At 55.4% G+C, this 21,763-nt stretch carries 20 protein-coding genes and 1 other annotated feature; of the genes, 15 read left to right on the forward strand and 5 right to left on the reverse strand.

The genetic code is table 11. The features are described 5' to 3' along the window. Positions 1-5: 5 nt before the first annotated feature. From MFP24_RS16075 to thrC, 5 genes are all read left to right on the forward strand, one after another. Positions 6-692, forward strand: coding sequence for a tRNA/rRNA methyltransferase (locus MFP24_RS16075; protein ID WP_249231331.1), 687 nt, complete (start codon positions 6-8; stop codon positions 690-692). 211 nt (positions 693-903) lie between these two features. Beyond that, positions 904-972 carry a thr operon leader peptide gene (gene thrL / locus MFP24_RS24275; protein WP_369075411.1) on the forward strand — a complete coding sequence of 23 codons (69 nt, stop codon included), beginning with the start codon at positions 904-906 and terminating at the stop codon, positions 970-972. Next, positions 911-1,026 (forward strand) — a sequence feature (Thr leader region). Its footprint overlaps the gene before it by 62 nt. Positions 1,027-1,202: 176 nt before the next feature. Further along, complete coding sequence (gene thrA, locus MFP24_RS16080; RefSeq protein ID WP_249231330.1) at positions 1,203-3,662, forward strand: bifunctional aspartate kinase/homoserine dehydrogenase I; 2,460 nt, start codon at positions 1,203-1,205, stop codon at positions 3,660-3,662. A gap of 2 nt (positions 3,663-3,664) precedes the next feature. Beyond that, on the forward strand, positions 3,665-4,594 hold the full coding sequence (gene thrB, locus MFP24_RS16085) for a homoserine kinase (protein ID WP_249231329.1): 930 nt from the start codon (positions 3,665-3,667) through the stop codon (positions 4,592-4,594). A 3-nt stretch (positions 4,595-4,597) separates the two neighbouring features. Further along, the gene (gene thrC, locus MFP24_RS16090) at positions 4,598-5,887 is read left to right on the forward strand and encodes a threonine synthase (protein ID WP_249231328.1); all 1,290 of its coding nucleotides are present in this window, start codon (positions 4,598-4,600) and stop codon (positions 5,885-5,887) included. Positions 5,888-5,954: 67 nt separating this feature from the next. On the opposite strand, the gene MFP24_RS16095 is transcribed toward thrC, so the two are convergent. The 3 genes from MFP24_RS16095 to MFP24_RS16105 all read right to left on the reverse strand — a co-directional run bounded on the left by MFP24_RS16095 (position 5,955) and on the right by MFP24_RS16105 (position 8,562). Continuing rightward, the gene (locus MFP24_RS16095) at positions 5,955-6,554 is read right to left on the reverse strand and encodes a cysteine dioxygenase family protein (protein WP_249231327.1); all 600 of its coding nucleotides are present in this window, start codon (positions 6,552-6,554) and stop codon (positions 5,955-5,957) included. A gap of 73 nt (positions 6,555-6,627) precedes the next feature. Further along, positions 6,628-7,533 (reverse strand): LysR family transcriptional regulator, encoded by a 906-nt coding sequence (locus MFP24_RS16100; RefSeq protein WP_249231326.1) that lies wholly within the window; start codon positions 7,531-7,533, stop codon positions 6,628-6,630. A 66-nt stretch (positions 7,534-7,599) separates the two neighbouring features. Beyond that, the gene (locus MFP24_RS16105) at positions 7,600-8,562 is read right to left on the reverse strand and encodes a Bug family tripartite tricarboxylate transporter substrate binding protein (RefSeq protein WP_249231325.1); all 963 of its coding nucleotides are present in this window, start codon (positions 8,560-8,562) and stop codon (positions 7,600-7,602) included. A gap of 305 nt (positions 8,563-8,867) precedes the next feature. Between MFP24_RS16105 and MFP24_RS16110 the strand changes: the two genes are divergently transcribed. The 9 genes from MFP24_RS16110 to MFP24_RS16150 all read left to right on the forward strand — a co-directional run bounded on the left by MFP24_RS16110 (position 8,868) and on the right by MFP24_RS16150 (position 18,345). After that, entirely contained in the window at positions 8,868-9,329 is a 462-nt protein-coding gene (locus tag MFP24_RS16110) for a tripartite tricarboxylate transporter TctB family protein (RefSeq protein WP_249231324.1), read from the forward strand. Between the two features lie 4 nt (positions 9,330-9,333). Continuing rightward, positions 9,334-10,833 (forward strand): tripartite tricarboxylate transporter permease, encoded by a 1,500-nt coding sequence (locus MFP24_RS16115; RefSeq protein WP_249231323.1) that lies wholly within the window; start codon positions 9,334-9,336, stop codon positions 10,831-10,833. 91 nt (positions 10,834-10,924) lie between these two features. Further along, positions 10,925-12,277: an adenylosuccinate lyase gene (gene purB / locus MFP24_RS16120; RefSeq protein WP_249231322.1), complete on the forward strand. Its 1,353-nt coding sequence runs from the start codon at positions 10,925-10,927 to the stop codon at positions 12,275-12,277. Between the two features lie 813 nt (positions 12,278-13,090). Next, on the forward strand, positions 13,091-14,212 hold the full coding sequence (locus MFP24_RS16125; protein WP_249231321.1) for a phenylacetate--CoA ligase family protein: 1,122 nt from the start codon (positions 13,091-13,093) through the stop codon (positions 14,210-14,212). 26 nt (positions 14,213-14,238) lie between these two features. Next, positions 14,239-14,970, forward strand: coding sequence for an enoyl-CoA hydratase/isomerase family protein (locus MFP24_RS16130; protein WP_249231320.1), 732 nt, complete (start codon positions 14,239-14,241; stop codon positions 14,968-14,970). Between the two features lie 61 nt (positions 14,971-15,031). Continuing rightward, a complete protein-coding gene (gene acuI, locus MFP24_RS16135; protein WP_249231319.1) occupies positions 15,032-16,021 on the forward strand; it encodes an acrylyl-CoA reductase (NADPH) in 990 nt (329 codons plus the stop codon). Between the two features lie 24 nt (positions 16,022-16,045). After that, the gene (locus MFP24_RS16140) at positions 16,046-16,843 is read left to right on the forward strand and encodes a transporter substrate-binding domain-containing protein (protein WP_249231318.1); all 798 of its coding nucleotides are present in this window, start codon (positions 16,046-16,048) and stop codon (positions 16,841-16,843) included. 48 nt (positions 16,844-16,891) lie between these two features. Then, positions 16,892-17,587, forward strand: a complete 696-nt coding sequence (locus MFP24_RS16145; protein ID WP_249231317.1) for an amino acid ABC transporter permease — start codon at positions 16,892-16,894, stop codon at positions 17,585-17,587. 50 nt (positions 17,588-17,637) lie between these two features. Continuing rightward, positions 17,638-18,345, forward strand: coding sequence for an amino acid ABC transporter permease (locus MFP24_RS16150; protein ID WP_249231316.1), 708 nt, complete (start codon positions 17,638-17,640; stop codon positions 18,343-18,345). A gap of 13 nt (positions 18,346-18,358) precedes the next feature. On the opposite strand, the gene yaaA is transcribed toward MFP24_RS16150, so the two are convergent. Next, positions 18,359-19,132: a peroxide stress protein YaaA gene (gene yaaA / locus MFP24_RS16155; RefSeq protein WP_249231315.1), complete on the reverse strand. Its 774-nt coding sequence runs from the start codon at positions 19,130-19,132 to the stop codon at positions 18,359-18,361. A 214-nt stretch (positions 19,133-19,346) separates the two neighbouring features. Here yaaA and tal point away from each other — a divergent pair, with 214 nt between their 5' ends. Beyond that, a complete protein-coding gene (gene tal / locus MFP24_RS16160; RefSeq protein ID WP_249231314.1) occupies positions 19,347-20,300 on the forward strand; it encodes a transaldolase in 954 nt (317 codons plus the stop codon). A 93-nt stretch (positions 20,301-20,393) separates the two neighbouring features. Here the strand turns inward: tal and MFP24_RS16165 are convergent, their stop codons facing one another. Next, positions 20,394-21,476 (reverse strand): GGDEF domain-containing protein, encoded by a 1,083-nt coding sequence (locus MFP24_RS16165; RefSeq protein WP_249231313.1) that lies wholly within the window; start codon positions 21,474-21,476, stop codon positions 20,394-20,396. Positions 21,477-21,763: the final 287 nt, after the last annotated feature.

Here is a 21,763-nt window from a genome sequence, read left to right on the forward strand (position 1 = left end):
TGGTGATGCAGTTTCATATTATTTTGGTTGAACCCGCGCGGGCTGAAAATGTGGGCGCCGCCGCCAGGGCGATGAAAACCATGGGATTCGGCGGGCTGCGCATCGTCGGCGGCAATATTCATCAGGATCCGGCCGCGCGCCGCGTCGCCCATGGCTCCGGGGATATTCTGGATGCGGCGACCACCTTTCCTACGCTGGCCCATGCGTTGACGGATATTGATTTTACCGTTGCGGCCACGGCGCGCAGCCGCGCCAGATTCCGTTATTACTGCACCCCCGCCGAACTGCTGGGGGTGATGCGGGAAAAACAGCACTGGGTGGGAACGGCGGCGCTGGTTTTCGGGCGGGAAGATTCCGGCCTGACCAATGAAGAGCTCGAACTGGCGGATATTTTAACCGGCGTGCCGATGAAGGCGGATTATCCCTCCCTCAACCTTGGTCAGGCGGTGATGGTGTACTGCTACCAGCTGGCGGAGCTGATGCAGGTGAAACCCGACGCCGCCGTCGCGCCGCAGGAGGGGCAATTGTCGGCGCTGCGTCAACGGTTGGAGCGGTTGTTAATCAATCTGGCGGTGGAGGATGATGAAAAGCTGCGCGACTGGATCCATCAGCGGCTGGGGCGGTTGGAGCGGCGGGACACGGCAATGCTGCATATGTTGCTGCATGACATCGAGAAAACCCTATCGAAATAAAAAGTTTATCAATGATTCTTTTGCAGTTAAATGTATTAGCTTTTCTATTTTTGTGAATAATTATTTTTAAAGATAAACTTTTCATAGATTATTCAACGTTTGTCGCTTGGCCTCCGCCGCGATGAAAAAAAAGAAATCCGTTGACTTCAAGGGGCGATTGCCCTAACTAATAGGGTCATCGGATTTAAATTTACCAAGACAAGATTTTATCATGCGCCATATCAGCCCGATCGCCACGATTATTACCATCACCATTACAACCAGTAACGGTGCGGGCTGACGCATACAGAAGAATCGAAAAAAGCCCGCACCGAACAGTGCGGGCTTTTTTTATGGCGGACTATCCTTGTCCGCCACCTTGACAGGCCGTCGCGGGGCGACGTTTAAAATCGCTCCAGGCGATTTTTTTAGTGCGGGCTACCCTGCCCGCCGCACCTTAAGCCGCGGTAAGCGGCGTTCAAAAACGCTCCGGGCGTTTTTGTCGATGGAAATTCAGGAGAAAAGATAAAAATGCGAGTGTTGAAATTTGGCGGGACTTCGGTGGCGAACGCGGAGCGATTTATACGCGTGGCCGACATTATCGAGAACAATGCGCGCCAGGGACAGGTTGCCACCGTCCTGTCGGCGCCGGCGAAAATCACCAACCATCTGGTTGCGATGATTGATAAAACCGTCGCCGGACAGGATATTCTGCCTCATCTTAACGACGCCGAAGCTATCTTCTCTTCCCTGCTGCAAGGTCTGGCGCAGTCTCAGCCCGGATTTGACGCTACCCGCCTGAAAGCGCTGGTGGATCAGGAATTCGCGCAGTTAAAACAGGTGCTGCACGGTATCTCCCTGCTGGGGCAGTGCCCCGACAGCGTGAACGCGTCCATTATCTGCCGCGGCGAAAAGCTCTCCATCGCCGTTATGGAAGCGGTGTTTCAGGCGCGCGGCTACGGGGTTTCCGTTATCAACCCGGTGGAAAAACTGCTGGCGCAGGGGCACTACCTTGAATCCACCGTCGATATCGCCGAATCCACCCGCCGCATCGCGGAAAGCGCCATCCCGAAAGAGCACGTGATCCTGATGGCCGGTTTCACCGCCGGTAATGAAAAAGGGGAACTGGTGGTGCTGGGCCGCAACGGCTCCGACTATTCCGCCGCGGTGCTGGCCGCCTGCCTGCGCGCCGACTGTTGCGAGATCTGGACGGACGTCGACGGCGTTTATACCTGCGATCCGCGCCAGGTGCCGGACGCCAGATTGCTCAAGTCGATGTCCTATCAGGAGGCGATGGAGCTATCCTACTTCGGCGCCAAAGTCCTCCACCCCAGAACCATCGCCCCCATCGCCCAGTTCCAGATTCCCTGCCTTATCAAAAACACCGAAAATCCACAGGCTCCCGGCACGCTGATCGGCCTGGACAGCACCGACACCCAATATCCGGTCAAAGGCATCACCAACCTGAACAATATGGCGATGTTCAATATTTCCGGGCCGGGCATGAAAGGGATGATCGGCATGGCGGCCCGCGTATTCGCGGCCATGTCGCGGGCGGGCATCTCGGTGGTGCTGATTACCCAGTCCTCTTCGGAATACAGCATCAGCTTCTGCGTGCCGCAGAGCGAGCTGGCGCGCACCAGAAAGACGCTGGAAGATGAGTTCTATCTGGAATTGAAAGAGGGCGTGCTGGACCCGCTGGACGTGATGCAGCGCCTGACCATCATTTCGGTGGTGGGCGACGGCATGCGCACGCTGCGCGGCCTGTCCGCCCGTTTATTCTCCGCGCTGGCCAGCGCCAATATCAATATCGTCGCCATTGCCCAGGGCTCGTCCGAGCGCTCCATCTCCGTGGTGGTCAACAACGACGTGGCGACCACCGGCGTGCGCGTCGCGCACCAGATGCTGTTTAATACCGACCAGGTGATCGACGTGTTCGTCATCGGCGTCGGCGGGGTCGGCGGCGCGCTGCTGGAGCAGATCCATCGCCAGCAGCCGTGGCTGAAGCAGAAGCATATCGACCTGCGGGTGGTCGGCATCGCCAATTCCAAGGCGCTGTTGACCAACGTCAACGGTATTCCGATGGACAGCTGGCGCGATGAGCTGGCGAAAGCCCGCGAGCCCTTTAATCTGGGGCGGCTGATCCGTCTGGTAAAAGAGTATCATCTGCTCAATCCGGTGATCGTGGACTGTACTTCCAGCCAGGCGGTGGCCGATCAATACGCCGATTTCCTGGCCGACGGCTTCCACGTGGTGACGCCGAACAAGAAAGCCAATACCGGGTCGATGAACTACTACCAGCAATTGCGCAGCGCGGCGGCGAAATCGCGCCGCCGCTTCCTGTATGACACCAACGTGGGCGCCGGCCTGCCGGTTATCGAGAACCTGCAAAATCTGTTGAACGCCGGCGATGAGCTGATCCGCTTTACCGGCATCCTGTCCGGTTCGCTGTCGTTTATTTTCGGCAAGCTGGATGAGGGGCTGTCGCTGTCCGAAGCCACGCGTCAGGCGAAAGAAAAGGGCTACACCGAGCCCGATCCGCGCGACGATCTGTCCGGTATGGATGTGGCGCGCAAGCTGCTGATTCTGGCGCGCGAAGCGGGTTATAAACTGGAGCTGGACGACATCGCGGTGGAATCCGTGCTGCCGGCCGGTTTCGACGCCTCCGGCGACGTGGCGAGCTTTATGAGCCGTTTGCCGTCGGTGGACGGCGAGTTCGCCAACCGCGTCGCCCGGGCGCGCGATGAGGGTAAAGTGCTGCGCTATGTCGGCGTGATCGAAGAGGGGAACTGTAAGGTTCAGATTAGCGCGGTGGGCGGCAACGATCCGCTGTTTAAAGTTAAAGACGGCGAAAATGCGCTGGCCTTCTACAGCCGCTACTATCAGCCGTTGCCATTGGTATTAAGGGGTTATGGCGCGGGGAATGATGTTACCGCAGCCGGCGTATTCGCCGACTTGCTGCGAACCCTGTCATGGAAGTTGGGAGCTTGATTATGGTTAAGGTGTATGCGCCAGCGTCGATTGGCAACGTCAGCGTCGGGTTTGATGTGCTGGGTGCCGCCGTTTCGCCGCTGGACGGCTCGCTGCTGGGGGACTGCGTCTCCGCCGTCGCGGCGGATCAATTCAGCCTGCGCTGCGAAGGGCGATTTGTCGCCAAGCTGCCGGACGATCCGCGGCAAAATATCGTCTATCAGTGCTGGGAGCGTTTCTGTCAGGAAATCGGTAAAACCATCCCGGTGGCGATGACGCTGGAAAAAAATATGCCGATCGGCTCCGGCCTGGGCTCCAGCGCCTGTTCGGTGGTGGCGGGCCTGATGGCGATGAATGAATTCTGCGGCAAGCCGCTGGACGATACCCGCCTGCTGACGCTGATGGGCGAACTGGAAGGGCGTATTTCCGGCAGCGTACATTATGATAATGTAGCGCCCTGTTTTCTCGGCGGCATTCAGCTGATGCTGGGGGAAGAGGGCATTATCAGCCAGCCGGTGCCGGCGTTTGACGACTGGCTGTGGGTGATGGCCTATCCGGGCATCAAGGTGTCGACCGCCGAAGCGCGGGCCATTCTGCCGGCGCAATATCGCCGCCAGGACTGCATCAGCCACGGCCGTTATCTGGCGGGCTTTATTCACGCCTGCCATACCGGGCAAGCCTCGCTGGCGGCTAAACTGATGAAAGACGTAATAGCAGAACCTTATCGGACCAAACTGCTGCCCGGCTTTGCCGAGGCGCGCAAGGCCGCACAGGATATCGGGGCGCTGGCCTGCGGTATCTCCGGTTCAGGCCCGACATTGTTTTCCGTATGCGATGACATAGGCAGCGCGCAGCGGCTGGCCGACTGGCTGCGGGATAACTATTTGCAGAACGATGAAGGTTTTGTTCATATTTGCCGTCTGGATACCACAGGCGCGCGACAACTGGGATAATGCATGAAACTCTACAATCTTAAAGATCATAACGAGCAGGTCAGCTTTGCGCAGGCTATTCAACGGGGGCTGGGAAGTCAGCAGGGACTGTTCTTTCCTCTGGAACTGCCCGAGTTCGAGCGCACTCAAATTGATGAACTGCTGGAGATGGATTTCGTTACCCGCAGCAGCCGCATTTTATCCGCCTATATCGGCGATGAAATGGCCGATGAGACGGTCTATCAGCGCGTCAAGGCGGCATTCGCCTTCCCGGCGCCCGTCGCCGCCGTAACGGAAGATATCGCTGCACTGGAGCTGTTCCACGGCCCGACGCTGGCGTTCAAGGATTTCGGCGGGCGTTTTATGGCGCAGATGCTGACGGAAGTGGCGGGCGACAATAAAATCACCATTCTTACCGCCACCTCGGGGGATACCGGCGCGGCGGTGGCGCACGCGTTTTACGGTCTGGAAAACATCCGCGTGGTGATCCTCTACCCGGAAGGGAAAATCAGTCCGTTGCAGGAAAAACTGTTCTGCACGCTGGGCGGCAATATTCACACCATCGCCGTCGACAGCGATTTTGACGCCTGTCAGGCGCTGGTCAAGCAGGCCTTTGACGATGAAGAGCTGAAAAAGGCCATCGGTCTGAATTCGGCCAACTCGATTAATATCAGCCGGCTGCTGGCGCAAATCTGCTACTACTTTGAAGCGGTGGCGCAGTTGCCGCAGGAAGCGCGCAATCAGCTGGTGGTTTCGGTGCCGAGCGGCAACTTCGGCGATCTGACGGCCGGCCTGCTGGCCAAATCCCTCGGCCTGCCGATTAAACGCTTTATCGCCGCCACCAACGCCAACGACACCGTGCCGCGTTTCCTGAGCAACGGCGCCTGGCAACCGAACAAGACCGTCGCCACCTTGTCCAACGCCATGGACGTGAGCCAGCCGAACAACTGGCCGCGGGTGGAAGAACTGTTCCGCCGTAAAGACTGGCAGTTGAAAACGCTGGGCTTCGGCGCGGTAAGCGACGACACCACCAAAGAGACCCTGCATGAGCTTGAAGCGCTGGGCTATACCTCCGAGCCGCACGCGGCGATTGCCTACCGTTTGCTGCGCGATCAGCTTCAGCCCGGCGAGTTCGGGCTGTTTCTGGGTACGGCGCATCCGGCGAAATTCAAGGAGAGCGTGGAAGCCATTCTGGGCAAAACGCTGGAGCTGCCGGACGCGCTGGCGAAACGCGCCGATCTGGATTTGCTGTCGCACCATTTCCCGGCTGATTTCGCGCAGCTGCGTCAGTTCCTGATAACCTTGCCGGAGTAACCTTGGTGTAAGGCGGCGGCGTCCGCCTTGCACTCTCATTCTCCAACTTGTTATCTTCGCGCCGGCGCTATTGCTGCTGCCTGGACAGGTCCCAAATATTGGGCAGCAGGGTATTGGAATAGCCCGAAATAAAGGTTTTTTCCCGGCCGTCGGCGTCATACACCGCGCGCCGCACGGCGCCGATATTGGCGCCGTAGACATGGATGCTGATAGAGACCGCGTCCTCCAGCTCATTGCTTACCCGGTGAACGTCGCCGATAGTGGGCGACACCGCCTCCACCTCGCCCGGGCGCAGCAGCACCGGCGGTCCGTCTTCCACCAGGCGCCCATCGCGACGCACAAACGACTGCGAACGCTCCGCCCCGCGCAGCAGGCCAATCAGCCCCCAGACCCGATGGTCGTGCACCGGCGTGGATTGTCCGGGCCCCCAAACGAAACTCACCACCGAAAACCGCTGGCGGGAATCCACATGCAGCAGATACTGCTGATAGTGGTCGGGGTGCGGGCGGGTGAAATCCTCATCCAGCCAGTCGTCGTGGCGTATCAATTCCGCCAGCAGCGGCCGGCCCTGGCGCAGCAGGCTCTCTTCATCGTCAGCCGACTCCACCGCCGCCGCCAGTTTGTCGATAAAGTCGCGTAGCCGGTCGTGTCTTAACGTTGCGCTCATATTCTCTCCTTCACTCTGGTTTGCAAAACCCGCGCGCGCTGGCGCGGGGGATTTGTCCGGCGGCCGCGCCGGTCTATGCGGCGTGCGGCGCCGGCAGCCCCAGCCCGGCGGCCACCGACGCGGCGAAGCTGGCCGCCGCGTCGCGCAGTTGGTGCGGCAGGGCGGCATGCACCAGCCACAGGCGGTTTTGCGGGGCGAAATCCGCCAGGGGCAAAATGCGCAGCCGATCGGCCCACAGGCCGTTTTCCACCTGAAAGCGCGGCAGCAGACCTAACCCGCCGCCGCTGGCGATAAGCGACTGCTGCAGGTTGGAGCCGATCACTTCCATGGTGATGCGCAGCGGCAACCCTTGTTCCGCCAGCGCGCGTCGCAGCGCGGCGCGAAAACCGCACCCCTCCGGATTAAGCACCCAGCCGTGGGGATAGCACTCCGCCAACGTCCGCGGCGGGGGCGTTTTGTCGCGCGGCGCCACTACCGCCAGCGGCACAGGCCCGAGATCGCTGCTATGCAGCCCGTCGGGAAACACGTTGCCGGCGGGAAACATCAGCACCGCGGCGTCCAGCGCTCCCTGCCGCAGGCTCTCCAGCAAAGGCAGCCCCCAGTGGCTGACGATCTGCGGCCGGATATCGCGGTACTCGCCGGACAGCGTCGCCAATGCCGACATCACCCCCCGCTCCGCCAGGCTGTGCGGCAACCCCAGGCGCAGCGCGCCGCTCGGGCCCTCTTTGCGCGATACCAATTGACGCAGGGCGTCGATCTCGTGCCGAATGCGCCGGCACTGCCGGTAGACGCTCAGACCGAGCGGCGTGGGCTTGAGCGGCTTGGTTTGCCTGTCCAGCAGCTGCACGCCCAGCGCCTGCTCCAGATTTTGTACGCGGCGCGTGACCGCCGGCTGGGTTAGCCCCAGCTGAGTCGCGGTAGCCTGGGTGGATTTCAACTGCACCAGCGTCACAAAGGCGTCGATATCATCTATTTTCATAATAAACGGGCGCTATATTTATCGGGCCGAAAAAATAGCCCGAGATTATATGGATAGGATATTGGCTTATTCATTGACGGAAATATTGGCCCGTTGAATGATATCTTTACTGATGGAATAGGTGGCCTTAATTAATTCGCTGGTTTGCTCCGGCGTTTTTATTTCCGGCGATACGCCGATGCCGGTTAATTCCGCCTGGGTTTTCGCATCGCTTAACGCCTCACTAAAGGCGCGGCGCAATTTTTCCACCACCGGCTGCGGCGTGCCCGCGGGCGCGACGGCGATAAATGAGCCGGAGAAGTTCCACTGCGGATAGCTGGCGGTAATCGACGGAACGCCGGGTAAATCCGGCGCGCTGTCGGCGCCGAAATAGGCCAGACCGCGTAGTTTCCCGGCTTTGACAAAGCCGTTGGCCAGCGGATCGGAAACCAGGTCGATATGTCCGGCCACCGCGTCGGCCAGCGAGGGGGCGCTGCCCTTATAGGGAATATGCAGAATATCGACGCCGCTCAGCATCTTGAAATATTCCATGGAAATATTGCCCGGCGTACCGTTCCCCGAGGTGCCGTAAGTTAGCTTTCCTGGGTTTTTCTTCGCATAATCAATCAGTTCTTCAATGGAGTTAATCGGCAGCGATGGATTGACCGCGATAACGGAACGCGAGCCGCCAATATGGGCCAGCGGCGTGAAGTCCTTGAACGGATCAAACTGCGCCGGCAGCAGCTGCGGCGCGATGGCCAGATTGCCGATGGAGGCATTCAGCAGGGTATAACCGTCCGGACGCGCATGCGCCACTTTGGCCGCTCCCAGCGTGCCGCCCGCGCCGGGGCGGTTCTCTATCACTACCGGTTGACCCAGCCGCTGTTCCAGCGCGCGCGCGACGATGCGCGCTGAATTGTCATTGGTGCCGCCCGGCGTATAAGGGACGACATAAGTGATGGGGCGCGTCGGATAGGCTTCCTGCGCCTGTGCCGGCGTCCCCGCCACGATCGCCATGACGGCGGCGACGCGTATAAATGCATATTTCATTATCTATTTTCCCTCTTTATTTATCCCGGCAATGAATATGTGGAATTTATCTTTAGAAATTAAAAATGCGTACTTAGAATAGGGGCATAATTATAAAATTACATGATATAAATAACCGGTATTATGCAAACTATCTATATATTTTTTTGCTGACTAAAGTTGATTCATCGCTAAAGCGATATCGCTCTTTGGGCTGATATAACAAAACAGGCAATGAAAAGCAGACAATGATATGAACGCAAATAAACGGGAAATATATTTCGGGTTGTTTATTCGGGCCCTCGGCCTCCGCCCGGGGGCTGTGTATGTCACGGCGCATTAATCAACCTGACGCGCTCAGCGGCCTGCTGTATCTGCTGCTGGGCGGCGCGTTCGCGATCGTCGCCTGGCGGCATTACCCGTTGGGCGGCGCGGCGCGCATGGGGCCAGGCTTTCTGCCGTTCTGGCTCGGTGCCTTGCTGATGCTGATCGGCGGCTGGGTACTGGCGCAGGGCATACGTTCCCGCCTTGCCGAACGTCTGTCCCCTACGAATTGGCGCGCCCTGGGGCTGGTCGCCGGGTCCATCGTGGCGTTTGCGCTGGCCTTGCCCTGGTGCGGCCTGCTGTTCGCCATCGTGCTGATGGTGCTGGTCGCCACCCTGGCTGCGCCGCACGCCTCGCTGTTCCGGGCGGCGGCGCTGGGCGGTTCGCTGGCCTTGTTCAGCGCGCTGGTGTTCGTCAAGGGATTGGGCCTGCCGCTGCCCCTATGGCCGTTTTTCATAGGATAGGATCATGGAGTTACTACACAATCTGCAGTTGGGGTTCGCCACCGCGCTGAGCCTGGAAAATCTGCTGTTCGCCCTGCTGGGCTGCCTGCTGGGTACGCTGATCGGGGTACTGCCCGGCATCGGGCCGGTAGCCACGATAGCCATGCTCCTGCCGATCACCTACGGCATGTCCCCGACGGCGGCGCTAATCATGCTCTCCAGCATCTATTACGGCGCGCAGTATGGCGGTTCGACCACCGCCATACTGGTCAATCTGCCCGGCGAGTCCTCCTCCGTCATCACCACCCTGGATGGTCATCAAATGGCGCTTCAGGGCAGGGCAGGCGTGGCGCTGGCCGCCGCCGGCATCGGCTCTTTCTTCGCTGGCAGCGTGGCGACGCTGCTTATCGCCCTGTTCGCCCAGCCGCTTACCGTCATCGCGCTCAATTTCGGTCCCGCCGATTATTTTTCCCTGATGGTGTTTGGCCTGGTCGGCTCGGTGGTGATCGCTTCCGGCGCGCTGAGTAAAACCTTCGGCATGATTATCCTGGGGCTGCTGCTGGGCACCGTGGGAACCGACGTGAATTCCGGCATGGCGCGCTACGCTTTCGGCCAGCTCAGCCTGCTGGACGGGCTGGATTTCGTCTGCATCGCCATGGGCATTTTCGGCATAGCGGAAATCGTACGCAACCTGGAGCAGGGGGCGGCGCGGGCCGACGGCACCGCGCCGATCCACACCCTATGGCCGGCGCGCCGGGACTGGCGCCGCATGTGGCCCGCCATCCTGCGCGGCACCGGCCTGGGCAGCCTGCTGGGGGTATTGCCGGGCGCCGGAGCCACTCTGGCCGCCTTCTCCTCTTATAGCCTGGAAAAAAAATGTACCGCGCGGCCGCAGGAGTTCGGCCGGGGAGCGATTGAAGGCGTGGCGGGCCCCGAATCGGCGAATAACGCCGCCGCGCAGACCTCGTTTATCCCGCTGCTGACCCTGGGGATCCCGTCCAGCGCCACGATGGCGATGATGGTCGCGGCGATGATGATCCACAACATCCAGCCCGGGCCGCAGGTGATGAGCACCAACCCGGCGCTATTCTGGGGGCTTATTGTCTCAATGTGGCTGGGCAATCTGATCCTGGTGCTGCTCAATTTGCCGCTGGTCGGCCTGTGGGCCCGGCTATTGCGCATTCCCTATACCTTGCTGTATCCGATGATCCTGGTGTTTTGCTGCATCGGCGTGTATTCGGTGAAAAACGCCGCGGCGGATCTCTGGCAGATGCTGGCCTTTGGGCTATTCGGCTATCTGCTTGGCAAACTGCGGCTGGAGCCGGCGCCGCTGCTGCTGGGCTTCGTACTGGGGCCGCTGCTGGAGGAGAATTTGCGCCGGGCGTTGCTGCTGTCACGCGGCGATTTCAGCGTCTTCGTTACCCGCCCGCTCTCCGCGGGCCTGCTGTTGGCCGCGCTGCTGCTGGTGCTGCTTATCTTTTTACCCCGGCTGAATCGCTCCCGGCAGGAAGTTTTTCAGGAATAAATCACCGATGCCATGGCCGCGTCGCGCCTGCGATAAAACCGTGGGCGGGTAAGACGGGACAGGAAAATTTTTCGCAGGAGATAATGGTCTTATGGGTGCCTATGTTATTGATAGTGAACTGTTCGGCGACCAATTCGGTACGGCGGAAATGCGCGATATTTTCAGCGATCGCGCCACGGTACAGCGCTGGCTCGACGTTGAGGCCGCTCTGGCCGACGTTCAGGCGGAGCTCGGTATTATCCCGGCCGCCGCCGCCGTCGAGATCCGCCGCCAGGCGCGCGCCGAGCTTATCGATCTGGCGGCGCTCAAGGCCGATATGGATCGTATGGCGCATCCCATTGTGCCGCTGCTTAAGGCCATGAAACAGCTCTGCGCCGGAGACAGCGGCGAGTACATTCACTGGGGAGCGACCACGCAGGACATCATGGATACGGGAACGGTGCTGCAAATCCGCGACGCATTGACGTGGGTGGAGAAAAGTTTGGCGGAGCTGATAGCGCATACGCTGGCGCTGGCGGTTAAATATCGTGATTTGACGATGGTGGGACGCAGCCACGGCCAGCAGGCGCTTCCCATCACCTTTGGCTTTAAGGCCGCGGGCTGGACGCAGGAGCTGCGGCGCGGACAGCAGCGCCTGCAGGAGATCAAGCCGCGGGTATTGGTCGGCCAGTTTGGCGGGGCGGTGGGTACGCTGGCGTCGCTTGGCGATAAAGGCATCGCGGTGCAGCAGGGGCTTTTTCGGGCGCTCGGCCTGAATGACGCCGGCATCAGCTGGCATGTGAGCCGGGATAGCATCGCGGAATTGGTGGCTCAGCTGGCCATGGTCTCCCAGTCGGCCGCCCGCATTACCCATGAAATATATAACCTGCAAAAAAGTGAAATCGCGGAATTGGAAGAGCCGTTTAATGAAGGCAAAGTGGGCAGCAGCACCATGCCGCATAAGCGTAATCCACCCGCCTGTGAAACCGTGGTGGCGCTGGCGCGCATCGTGCGCAGTACGGTGCCGCTGGCGCTGGAGGCGATGATTGCCGATCATGAGCGCGACAAAATCGCCTTGCAGACCGAGCGGGAATTTATCAGCCGGGCGTTCAGTCTGACGCACGCGGTGCTGAAAAAAACCGCCGCCATCACCGCTGGTTTGAGCGTGCGTGACGGCAATATGGAACGAAACCTCCATCTGCAAAAAGGGCTGCTGCTGTCCGAAGCGGTGATGATGCGTCTGGGAGAAAAGATCGGCCGCCAGGAAGCTCATGACATTCTTTACCATATCTGCATGGCCGTATTTGAACAGGGCGGGTCGTTACAGGACGCGCTTCAACAGGACGCAAGGGTTACGCAATGGCTGGAAACTGGCGAGCTGGCGGAATTGCTCGCTCCCCATCGCTATACCGGCCTTGCCGGTTATTTCGTCGATCGTATCGCCGGTATCGAGCCGGGGCATTAAAGGCGCGGCGCCGTGAAAATGCTCTATTGGCTTGGGAAATTGTTACGCGTTTTTTAAATGCGCGGCAAAAGTATTATACGAATTATTAACAAAAACGGATTTATTATAATTTCATAGGCGGTTAATGCTTTTTATGGATTATATGGAAAGGCGTTAACCGCTTTTTTATAGGATAAATCTTAATCAGACCATTGACAAAGTAAGCATCTGTAATGCCGCCCCCAAATTCGTCATTCCTGCGAAAGCAGGAATCTTTCTGATATCAATGCATTAGCTGAAAGCAGATCCCCGCCTTCGCGAGGATGACGATGAAGGTGAAGGGGTTGTCAGCAACCTTAATATTATTGATTCGGAGGAAATAATTAATTTTCCCGAAATATATGTTGGGTATATCCATTGTTGTTATAAATATATTTGATATGGTTGGTTGTGATGATAGAGGGGAAACCCTACTATGATTAAGCGTAGTCGAATAACTTATTCTTGTCCCTGCGGAAGTCTTTGCGCTTAGGCGAAAGTATTATCAATTAGGATAATTAATTTATGAATGAACGTCGTGTTAATGACAGTCCTCTTGATTATCTTAATTTGGGGGGCGGAGATCCTGATGAATATATGTCGAGATTAAATGATTATAGATTTAATAAATTAAAAAAACAGATTGAGTATGTGTGGTCTAATAAAGATTATTACCAGCAAAAATTTTTAGCGGCGGGAGTCAGCCATCCTCGCGATATTGCATCTTTAGACGATTTTCGCCGGCTGCCTATATTTCTCGACAAGAATAGGCATAGGGAGTCCCAGGAGCTGTCATTGGTAAAATATGGCCACCCGCTGGGACTGCATCTGACCGTGCCGCCTGAAAAAGCGATACATCTTGCGGCGACCTCGGGAACCACGGGAACGCCGACCTTTTACGTATTCAGCAGAAAAGATCTGGCCATTACGTACCGAGTCATGGCCAGGTTGTTTCGCCTGGCCGGCATACGCCCGGGCGATACGACGTTTCATGCCTTTGGGTTATCGCTGTGGCTGGCGGGTATTACCTACGTTCAGGCCCTGGAAGCCTACGGCGCGCGCCCGGTAAGCGTGGGCGCCGAGGGCGGCGTTCCCAAGATTTTGCGCTTTATGGAGCTGACCCGGCCGCGGGTGCTGTTCGCGACGCCGTCGATGGTAACCCAGTTGATCGAAAGGTCCGTCGCAGAGATAGGGAAACCGGTCGGGGCCCTGGGTATAGAAATCATTTATTGCAGCGGAGAGCCGGGCGCAAGCCAGGAATCTTTCAGGAAACTGGTGCGCGAGCACTATGGCGCCCAGGTGTTCGATGCCACCGGCGCCGCATGGCATAACGGAACCATCACCTGTCATTCGGCCTTGTCATACGGAATGCATTACATGGCCGAGGATTATTGCTTCAGATACGATCTGGTCGATCCGGAAACGAAGTTACCAATAGAACTTAAAGACGGCGCCGTGGGCGAAGCGATTCATACCGGATTGGAATATGAGGCGGCTCCCGCTTTCCGCTATGCGACCGGAGACGTCGTGCGGATTCACGTCGGCGAATGTCCCGGCTGCGGACATTTCGGCGTACGCATGGAAATCATCGGTCGTACCGACGACATGCTGGCCGTAAAAGGCGTGAAGGTCTATCCGGCGGCGATTCAAAAAGTGGTGAGAATGTTTCAGCCCGAGCTATCGGGGGAGTTGAGAATCAGGCTGGATGCTCCTCCCCCCAAGGTCAATCCGCCGTTGCAGCTCGTGGTGGAAGCGGGAGCGGAAACCGGTCAGCTCGAGTGGGATAAGCTGGCGCGGAATCTGCAACAGAAAATTCGCGAAATATTAAATTTCAGACCTCATGTGGAAGTTGTCGCTTACGGTTCGTTTCCCCGCTCGGGCGCTAAAACAAAACTTGTAGAGATCATCGAGAATTAAATTATTGAATTAAAGGGACGGGAAAAATGGCTGACGTAACTTATGCTTCAAAAAACAGAATTGCCACCATCACCATAAGTAATCCGGGAAAATATAATATCTTCACCCATGAAATAGTCGATAAACTGAATGCAGCCTGGATCAGGTTCAATAATAGCGAAGACCGGGTCGCGGTGCTAACCGGCGAGGGCGATGAAGCCTTTACCGCCGGCGCTAATTTAAAGGATATTCCCCACGACCTGTGGCGCGCCATCCCGGGCATCGGCGTTGAGGTGAACAAACCGGTCATCGCGGCTATATCCGGGCTGGTGGTCGGCGGCGGATTGGTTTTTGTGCAAATGGCGGACCTGGCGATAGCCGCCGAGCACAGCGTTTTTTCGTACCCGGAAGCAAAAATCGGCTTCACCGGCGGACTGATCGCCTCGCTGGCCGCGCGGATACCGCATAAGGTGGCGATGGAATTGCTGCTGCTGGGTGAGCAGATTTCCGCGCGCAGGGCATATGAGATTGGTTTGATTAATAAGGTCACGCCGCGAGGCGAGCACCTTGATACGGCATATTTATACGCCGAAAAAATTGCCAATAACTCATCCGTGGTGATTAAAACCCTGAAGGAATATGTCGGAAAAACGCTGCCAAAAGGTCCTTCCGAAATATCCGCCATCTATCGCGCCAAAATCGAGAGCGTCACCAACTCCGCCGATTTTCAGGAGGGGATCGAGGCGTTTATCGAGAAGAGGGCGCCCAGGTTTCAGTGATAATTATCTGTTTGCTGGTTAAGTTGCGATATTTCCATTTTTCTCATTTTAAGGGGTATTTATGGCATACGGTCTCTTGATTAATAATATCGACGGTAAATATAGCGCCGAATATGCATTGATTGATGATTATCTTAATGATGAGCACGATGTTGTTGTCGACGTCGAGTGGTCGACGATCAACTACAAGGATGCGCTGGCCATCACCGGCAAGGCTCCCGTTATCCGCAAATTTCCGCTGGTGCCGGGAATTGATTTCGCGGGTACGGTGGAATCAAGCCGCCATCCGCAATGGCGACCGGGTGATAAAGTGGTGCTGAATGGTTTTGGCGTGGGGGAGAAATACTCCGGAGGACTGGCTGAAAAAGCCTTCGTCAAGGGCGATTATTTAATAAGGCTGCCGCAAAAATTTACCACGCGCCAGGCGATGGGCATCGGAACGGCGGGATATACGGCGATATTAAGCCTGTTGGCGCTGGAAAAACACGGTATTAAGCCGGGAGACGGCAAGATTCTGGTGACCGGCGCCAGCGGCGGCGTCGGCAGTATCGCCATTGCCCTGTTATCGTCATTGGGCTATGAGGTGATAGCTTCCACTGGAAACGTGAATAATCACCCATTGCTGCACCAGTTGGGCGCCGCCGAGATTATCTCCAGAGACGAACTGTCCGCCCGGCATAAACCGTTAAATAAAGAACGATGGGCGGGGGCGATTGATGCCGTGGGGGGATTAACCCTAAGCAACGTTTGCGCGTCCACGTCTTATGGCGGCGCCGTCGCCGCCTGCGGACTGGCGGGGGGCAATGATTTTCCCGCCACCGTACTGCCTTTTATTCTGCGGGGAATAACGCTGTATGGCATTGACAGCGTACAGGCGCCGCTGGCGGTGCGGGAAAACGCCTGGGCAAGGCTGGCGTCGGATCTTGATGCCGATAAGCTCGAATTGATCGTTAGCGAAATATCATTACGGCAGGTAATCGATAAGGCGAACGGTTTCTTCGATCATAAATTCGGCGGCAGAGTCGTGGTTAATATTCAGCCAGCTCATTAAAGATTTTTATCAAAGGAGAAAACAATGAAAAAGAAAATCACCCTGGCATTGTCCATGCTGCTGCTGATATTTAATAGCTATGCCGAAGAGGTGAAGACGGTGCTTGTCGCAACGCAGGGCGAAAATCCCGGGCTGAGCTATATCGATGAAAACGGCAAGGTTACCGGGTTTGAAGTTGAAGTGCTCAATGAGATAGACAAAAGGATCCCGGACGTAAAATTCGAATATAAGACCATGGATTTCGCCTCGCTTTTTGTTTCATTAGCCGGCCGCAAGGTGCAAATCATCAACAGCAATATCTGGCGCTCGCCTGAAAGGGAAAAACAGTTTCTTTATACCAGTGAGGTTTTTTATGAAACCCCGTTCAAGCTGGTAGTGCCGGAGAATAATACGGATATCCGGGGCGTCGACGATTTGAATGGAAAAAAAATCGCCGTGTTGGGTACCGGGGTACAGGCCAAAATCCTGGAGGGGATTATCAATAAAAAGGTATTGGATGTCGCCGTGTTTCCTTCCAAATCCAATACCGAAATGGTGGGGCTATTGAATTCCCAACGTGTCGACGCCCTGTTTTTGCCGGAACATCAGGTAAGTTTATTCAATAAATACAGGAATCAGCGTTTGAAAACGGTGGGGGAGGGATTTCTGCCGGAAAATGTCCGGCCCGGCGATCCCGGCGCGCATCTGCTGCTGCAAAAGTCGGATACTGAATTGCGGGATAAGCTGGATAAGGCGATTATCGAAATCAAGCGCGACGGTACGTTGGAAAAATTGAGTTATGAATGGTTTGGCGCTGATTTTACCAAGCCGCTCAAGTTTTAACGCTAAATTTCATTTATTTTCCACCGGCCCTAAATCGAATGGTGTTTTATGGACCCTTGGTTTGACTCCAATCTTGTCTGGCGGGCATTACCCATCGTCGTGGAATATCTGCCGGTGACGCTGACTATTTTTTTCTATAGTTCGCTGATCGGTCTGCTGTTCGGTTTATGCCTGGCCATTTTCAGAGTTTATAATATATGCATACTGCATACCTTGTCCGTTGTGCTCGTATCCTACGCCAGAGGCACGCCGGTATTGGTCCAGCTGATCCTGCTGTATTACCTGCTGCCGATATTTCTTATCAGCCTGGGCGTAGATATTAACGCCGTTCCCGCACTGTATTTTGTGATTGCGGCGAACGGGCTATATCTGTCGGCGAATTTTTGTGAGGTTTTTCGCTCCGCGCTGGGTAATGTGGATCGCGGGCAAATAGAGGCCGCCTATTCGATCGGCATGAAAAACCGTCAGGTCTTTTGCAGAGTAATGATGCCGCAGGCGGTTATGCTGGCTATTCCCGATATGAGCAATATATTTCTGGTGGCGTTAAAGAGCACGGCGTTGGCATTTACCGTCGGCGTTATGGATGTCATGGGGCGGGGCATAACCCTTAGCGCCCAGACCATGCGCTCCTTCGAAGTATTTTTATCCATATCCATTATCTATTTTATTCTCTGTAGCGGGATGGAGCGTATTTTCAAGCTCGTTGAAAGAAAATTTTCATTTCATAGGCGATACCCTAAATAATTCGAGCCGAAGTATGACGGGTATAAAGTAACTTATCTCGTTGAGAAAATATGATGCTGGACTTTGCGTTTATCCTTCATGCCGTCGTCGAAGTGCTGCCTGCCGTACCCACGACGTTATTTATCACCCTAACCTCGGTGGCGTTCGGTTTTGTCGGTGCGCTGGGGATCGTTTATATCAATTATTTCAACGTTCCTGTATTGACGCAAATTTCGAAATTCTACGTTTCATTTTTTCGCGGCACGCCGATGGTGTTGCATATTTTTCTGTTTTTTTACGGTTTCCCTCACTTTTTCGACGCATTGGCGCACTATTTTTCATGGCCGGTCAGAGCGAACAGCATACCGCTATCGGCGTTGGTGATCGGCGGGCTTTCGATGAGCACCGCGGCTTTCTTTTCGGAGATACTGAGATCCGGCATCAGCGCGATTTCCATGGGGGAACTTGACGCGTCGGTAGCATTGGGAATGACGCGCTTCCAGATGATGCGCAGGCTCCTTTTGCCTCAGGCGGTGCTGTATACCATCAAGAATTTAAGCTCGAGATCCATCAACGTATTACATGCCAGCTCTATCGCTTATTGGATCTCCGTGGTGGAAATTACCGGAAAGACCAACCTTGTCGCCTCAACAACCTATCAGTTCGTCGAGGCGTTTATTGCCGCCGCCATTATTTATTGGTGCATTACCCTATCCATAGAGGTGCTCTCTTCAATCCTGGATAGAAAACTGCACGCGCGGCTATCTCGCGGTTTGTGAGGGGATAGTTATTTTACCGCTCCCGCCGTTTGAAGATCAGCTCGTCCGCCGAAGAGTGGGCCGCTTCGAAGTAATAACCGTCCAGATCGAAATCCTTCAGCTGTTCCGCCCGCGTCAGGCGGTTGCGGATAATAAAACGGCTCATTAAGCCGCGGGCTTTTTTGGCGTAGAAGCTGATAACCTTGAACTTGCCGTTTTTCTCATCCAGAAATACCGGCTTGATGATTCGGCCATGCAGTTTTTTGCGGTTAACCGCTTTGAAGTATTCATCCGACGCCAGATTAACCACAATGTCGTCACCCTGTTCGCCGAGCGCCTGATTCAGCTTTTCAGCGATCGCGTCCCCCCAAAAGCCGTAGAGATCCTTGCCCGCTTTATTGTCGAGTCTGGTGCCCATTTCCAGCCGGTAGGGCTGCATTAAATCCAGCGGCCGCAACACGCCGTATAACCCGGACAGGATACGCAGGTGGCGCTGGGCGAAATCAAAGTCCTCTTCGCTGAAATCTTCCGCGGCCAGGCCGGTGTAAACATCCCCTTTAAAAGCCAGCAGCGCCTGGCGCGCGTTTTCGGGGGTAAAGTCGGGGTGCCAGTCATTAAAGCGGCCGGCATTCAGGTCGGCCAGCTTGTCGCTGATGCCCATCAGCGAGGCGATCTGCGCCGGCGTCAGTCGCTTGCAGATGGCAATCAACCGGCTGGAATAGTCCAGCAGTTCCGGCTGAGTATAGCGTTGCGTCGCTAAAGGCGTGGTGTAATCGAGGGTTTTTGCGGGTGAAATGGTTATAAGCATGCGCCATATCCTGTCGGGCCGATTTTGATGTCCTTACTATAACAAGAACCAGACAAAATCAGGCAAGAAAGCGGCGATGGTTATAACAGGGAGCGGTAATCATCGGCCGCCTTGCGCCGGATTTCGCGCGTGTTATTATCAGATTCAAGCGAAAATACACCGCCACCAGTTCATGCTCGAATAATTCACGTATAAACCAATGAGAAATGCCAATATGACGGATAAACTGACCTCCCTACGCCAACTGACAACGGTTGTGGCCGATACCGGCGATATTGCGGCGATGAAATTGTATCAACCGCAAGACGCCACCACCAACCCATCGCTGATCCTTAATGCCGCCCAGATCCCCGAATACCGCAAGCTGATTGACGACGCCGTCGGCTGGGCGCGCGAGCAGAGCGATAGCCGTGAGCAGCAGGTGATCGACGCCACGGACAAGCTGGCGGTGAACATCGGCCTCGAGATTTTAAAACTGATCCCCGGCCGTATCTCCACCGAGGTGGATGCCCGTCTTTCTTATGACGCGGAAGCCAGCGTGGCGAAGGCAAAACGCCTGATTAAGCTTTATAACGACGCCGGCATCAGCAATGACCGTATTCTGATCAAACTGGCTTCCACCTGGCAGGGCATTCGCGCCGCGGAACAGCTGGAAAAAGAAGGCATCAACTGTAACCTGACGCTGCTGTTCTCCTTTGCCCAGGCGCGCGCCTGCGCCGAAGCCGGCGTATTCCTGATTTCACCCTTTGTCGGCCGTATTCTGGATTGGTACAAAGCCAATGGCGATAAGAAAGAATTTGCCCCGCACGAAGATCCGGGAGTGATTTCGGTCACTGAAATCTACAACTACTACAAACAGCACGGTTATGAAACCGTGGTGATGGGCGCCAGCTTCCGTAACCTGGGGGAAATTATCGAGTTGGCCGGCTGCGACCGTCTGACCATCGCGCCGGCTCTGCTGAAAGAGCTGGCGGAAAGCGAAGGGGAAGTGGCGCGTAAGCTTTCTTATAGCGGCGAGGTTAAGGCGCGTCCGGCCAAACTGACCGAAGCACAGTTCTACTGGCTGCATAATCAGGATCCCATGGCGGTCGATAAACTGGCCGATGGCATTCGCAAGTTTGCTGTCGACCAGGGAAAACTGGAAAAAGTGATTGCCGAATTACTGTAATAAACCGCACGAAAAAAAAGGCCGGATATCCATCCGGCCATTGCAAGGCGTAAACGCATAACGCCATATACTTTAGGTTGTTTCATGTTTTAGTTATTTCGCCACGGCATTGCGCGTGTTTTTGGCGATATAAAGTTTTTCGTCCGCCCGGTTCATTACCGATATCAAATCTTCTTTTTCATGGTACTCCACCAGTCCGATACTGACCGTCAGGTCCACCTCATTGCCGAATATTTCGCTATTGGCATTGCTGACCCGTAATCTGGCCCGTTCCGCCACCAGATAGGCGTCTTCCAGTCCGATATTGGGTAAAACAATGGCAAATTCATCACCGCCGATACGTCCGAAAATATCTTCCCGGCGGAATGATTTTCTAAAAACCTCGGCGACGACTTTTAGCGCCTCATCCCCGGCGCCATGGCCGAAAGTATCATTCACGTTCTTAAAGTGATCGATATCGATAAGAATGACGCAAACCGGACGTTTGGAGAAATTGGCGATGCGCAGCGCCTTGTTGGCGGCCATAAAAAAGGCATCCCGCCGCAGGTATCCGCTCAGGTCGTCATATCTTGCGGTTATCGGCAGTTCTATCAGATACTTTTTGGCGAGTATGGAGAGCAGGCTCCCCAGTATCGAGCAAAACAGCACGATGCTCAGTATAACAACCGCCGAGGTGGTCGATAAAAAGGTATCCAGTATCGAAGGAATAGGCTCCCTTGCCGTGGTGCGGATGCGCAGGCCCAGCAGTTCGTCTTTTGCCGACAGAATCGGGAAAATGACCGTCAAGGTATCCTGCCCCGCGTACTCGCCTATGGAGGGGAGTTTATTCTGACAGACGCGGATAATGGCCATATCATTAAATTGCAGATCCGAGGATGATAACCGGTTGATACATTCACTGCTCACATCGCGGGTATTAAAGGCGAAGGTTCTTATGTGCGCGACAAGATAGCGTCCGGTTTTTTCCGTGGTATCGACGTCCGTAACGTCGCCGGAATTATAGGAATCATAGGTTTTAATGATCGAGTCAAGGTTACGCTTCTCCACCCGCCAGGTTCTTTTATCTGACTCGTGTATAACAACGACGGTGATTAACAAGGAAATAAAACCGAACAGAATAAATGCGGATATCGGGTGGGAAAAAAACTCTAATATCTTATATTTAGTGCTATTCATGCATACTTCCTTGGTGTGACTTTTTACTTATTATCTTGGCGTTAAGCTATGCGCGAATTTTATCATAGTATCTTCGCCCGAGTGAACGTTAATGATAGGCGGGGTCGTTGTTTTTCTTTTTTTTAAAAGTTTTTATTTAAAAAAAGAAAGGATAACGGACGTTGGGCGGTTGAGGAAACTCGCGTTGTTCTATTATCTCTTTGGATTCAATGCAACGGGTTGCTGATTAAAATGAATTTTTTTCATTTTTGAGCGGGGACTTAATAACGATTATTCTATGCGGGCTG

The organism is Brenneria tiliae, assembly GCF_023347575.1.
GTDB lineage: Bacteria > Pseudomonadota > Gammaproteobacteria > Enterobacterales > Enterobacteriaceae > Brenneria > Brenneria corticis.

Excerpts from the sequence above, each read along its gene's own strand:
- MFP24_RS16075 (WP_249231331.1), top strand. The coding sequence starts at position 6 with ATGCAGTTTCATATTATTTTGGTTGAACCCGCGCGGGCTGAAAATGTG.
- thrA (WP_249231330.1), top strand. The coding sequence starts at position 1,203 with ATGCGAGTGTTGAAATTTGGCGGGACTTCGGTGGCGAACGCGGAGCGA.
- thrB (WP_249231329.1), top strand. The coding sequence starts at position 3,665 with ATGGTTAAGGTGTATGCGCCAGCGTCGATTGGCAACGTCAGCGTCGGG.
- thrC (WP_249231328.1), top strand. The coding sequence starts at position 4,598 with ATGAAACTCTACAATCTTAAAGATCATAACGAGCAGGTCAGCTTTGCG.
- MFP24_RS16095 (WP_249231327.1), bottom strand. The coding sequence starts at position 6,554 with ATGAGCGCAACGTTAAGACACGACCGGCTACGCGACTTTATCGACAAA.
- MFP24_RS16100 (WP_249231326.1), bottom strand. The coding sequence starts at position 7,533 with ATGAAAATAGATGATATCGACGCCTTTGTGACGCTGGTGCAGTTGAAA.
- MFP24_RS16105 (WP_249231325.1), bottom strand. The coding sequence starts at position 8,562 with ATGAAATATGCATTTATACGCGTCGCCGCCGTCATGGCGATCGTGGCG.
- MFP24_RS16110 (WP_249231324.1), top strand. The coding sequence starts at position 8,868 with ATGTCACGGCGCATTAATCAACCTGACGCGCTCAGCGGCCTGCTGTAT.
- MFP24_RS16115 (WP_249231323.1), top strand. The coding sequence starts at position 9,334 with ATGGAGTTACTACACAATCTGCAGTTGGGGTTCGCCACCGCGCTGAGC.
- purB (WP_249231322.1), top strand. The coding sequence starts at position 10,925 with ATGGGTGCCTATGTTATTGATAGTGAACTGTTCGGCGACCAATTCGGT.
- MFP24_RS16130 (WP_249231320.1), top strand. The coding sequence starts at position 14,239 with ATGGCTGACGTAACTTATGCTTCAAAAAACAGAATTGCCACCATCACC.
- acuI (WP_249231319.1), top strand. The coding sequence starts at position 15,032 with ATGGCATACGGTCTCTTGATTAATAATATCGACGGTAAATATAGCGCC.
- MFP24_RS16140 (WP_249231318.1), top strand. The coding sequence starts at position 16,046 with ATGAAAAAGAAAATCACCCTGGCATTGTCCATGCTGCTGCTGATATTT.
- MFP24_RS16145 (WP_249231317.1), top strand. The coding sequence starts at position 16,892 with ATGGACCCTTGGTTTGACTCCAATCTTGTCTGGCGGGCATTACCCATC.
- MFP24_RS16150 (WP_249231316.1), top strand. The coding sequence starts at position 17,638 with ATGATGCTGGACTTTGCGTTTATCCTTCATGCCGTCGTCGAAGTGCTG.
- yaaA (WP_249231315.1), bottom strand. The coding sequence starts at position 19,132 with ATGCTTATAACCATTTCACCCGCAAAAACCCTCGATTACACCACGCCT.
- tal (WP_249231314.1), top strand. The coding sequence starts at position 19,347 with ATGACGGATAAACTGACCTCCCTACGCCAACTGACAACGGTTGTGGCC.
- MFP24_RS16165 (WP_249231313.1), bottom strand. The coding sequence starts at position 21,476 with ATGAATAGCACTAAATATAAGATATTAGAGTTTTTTTCCCACCCGATA.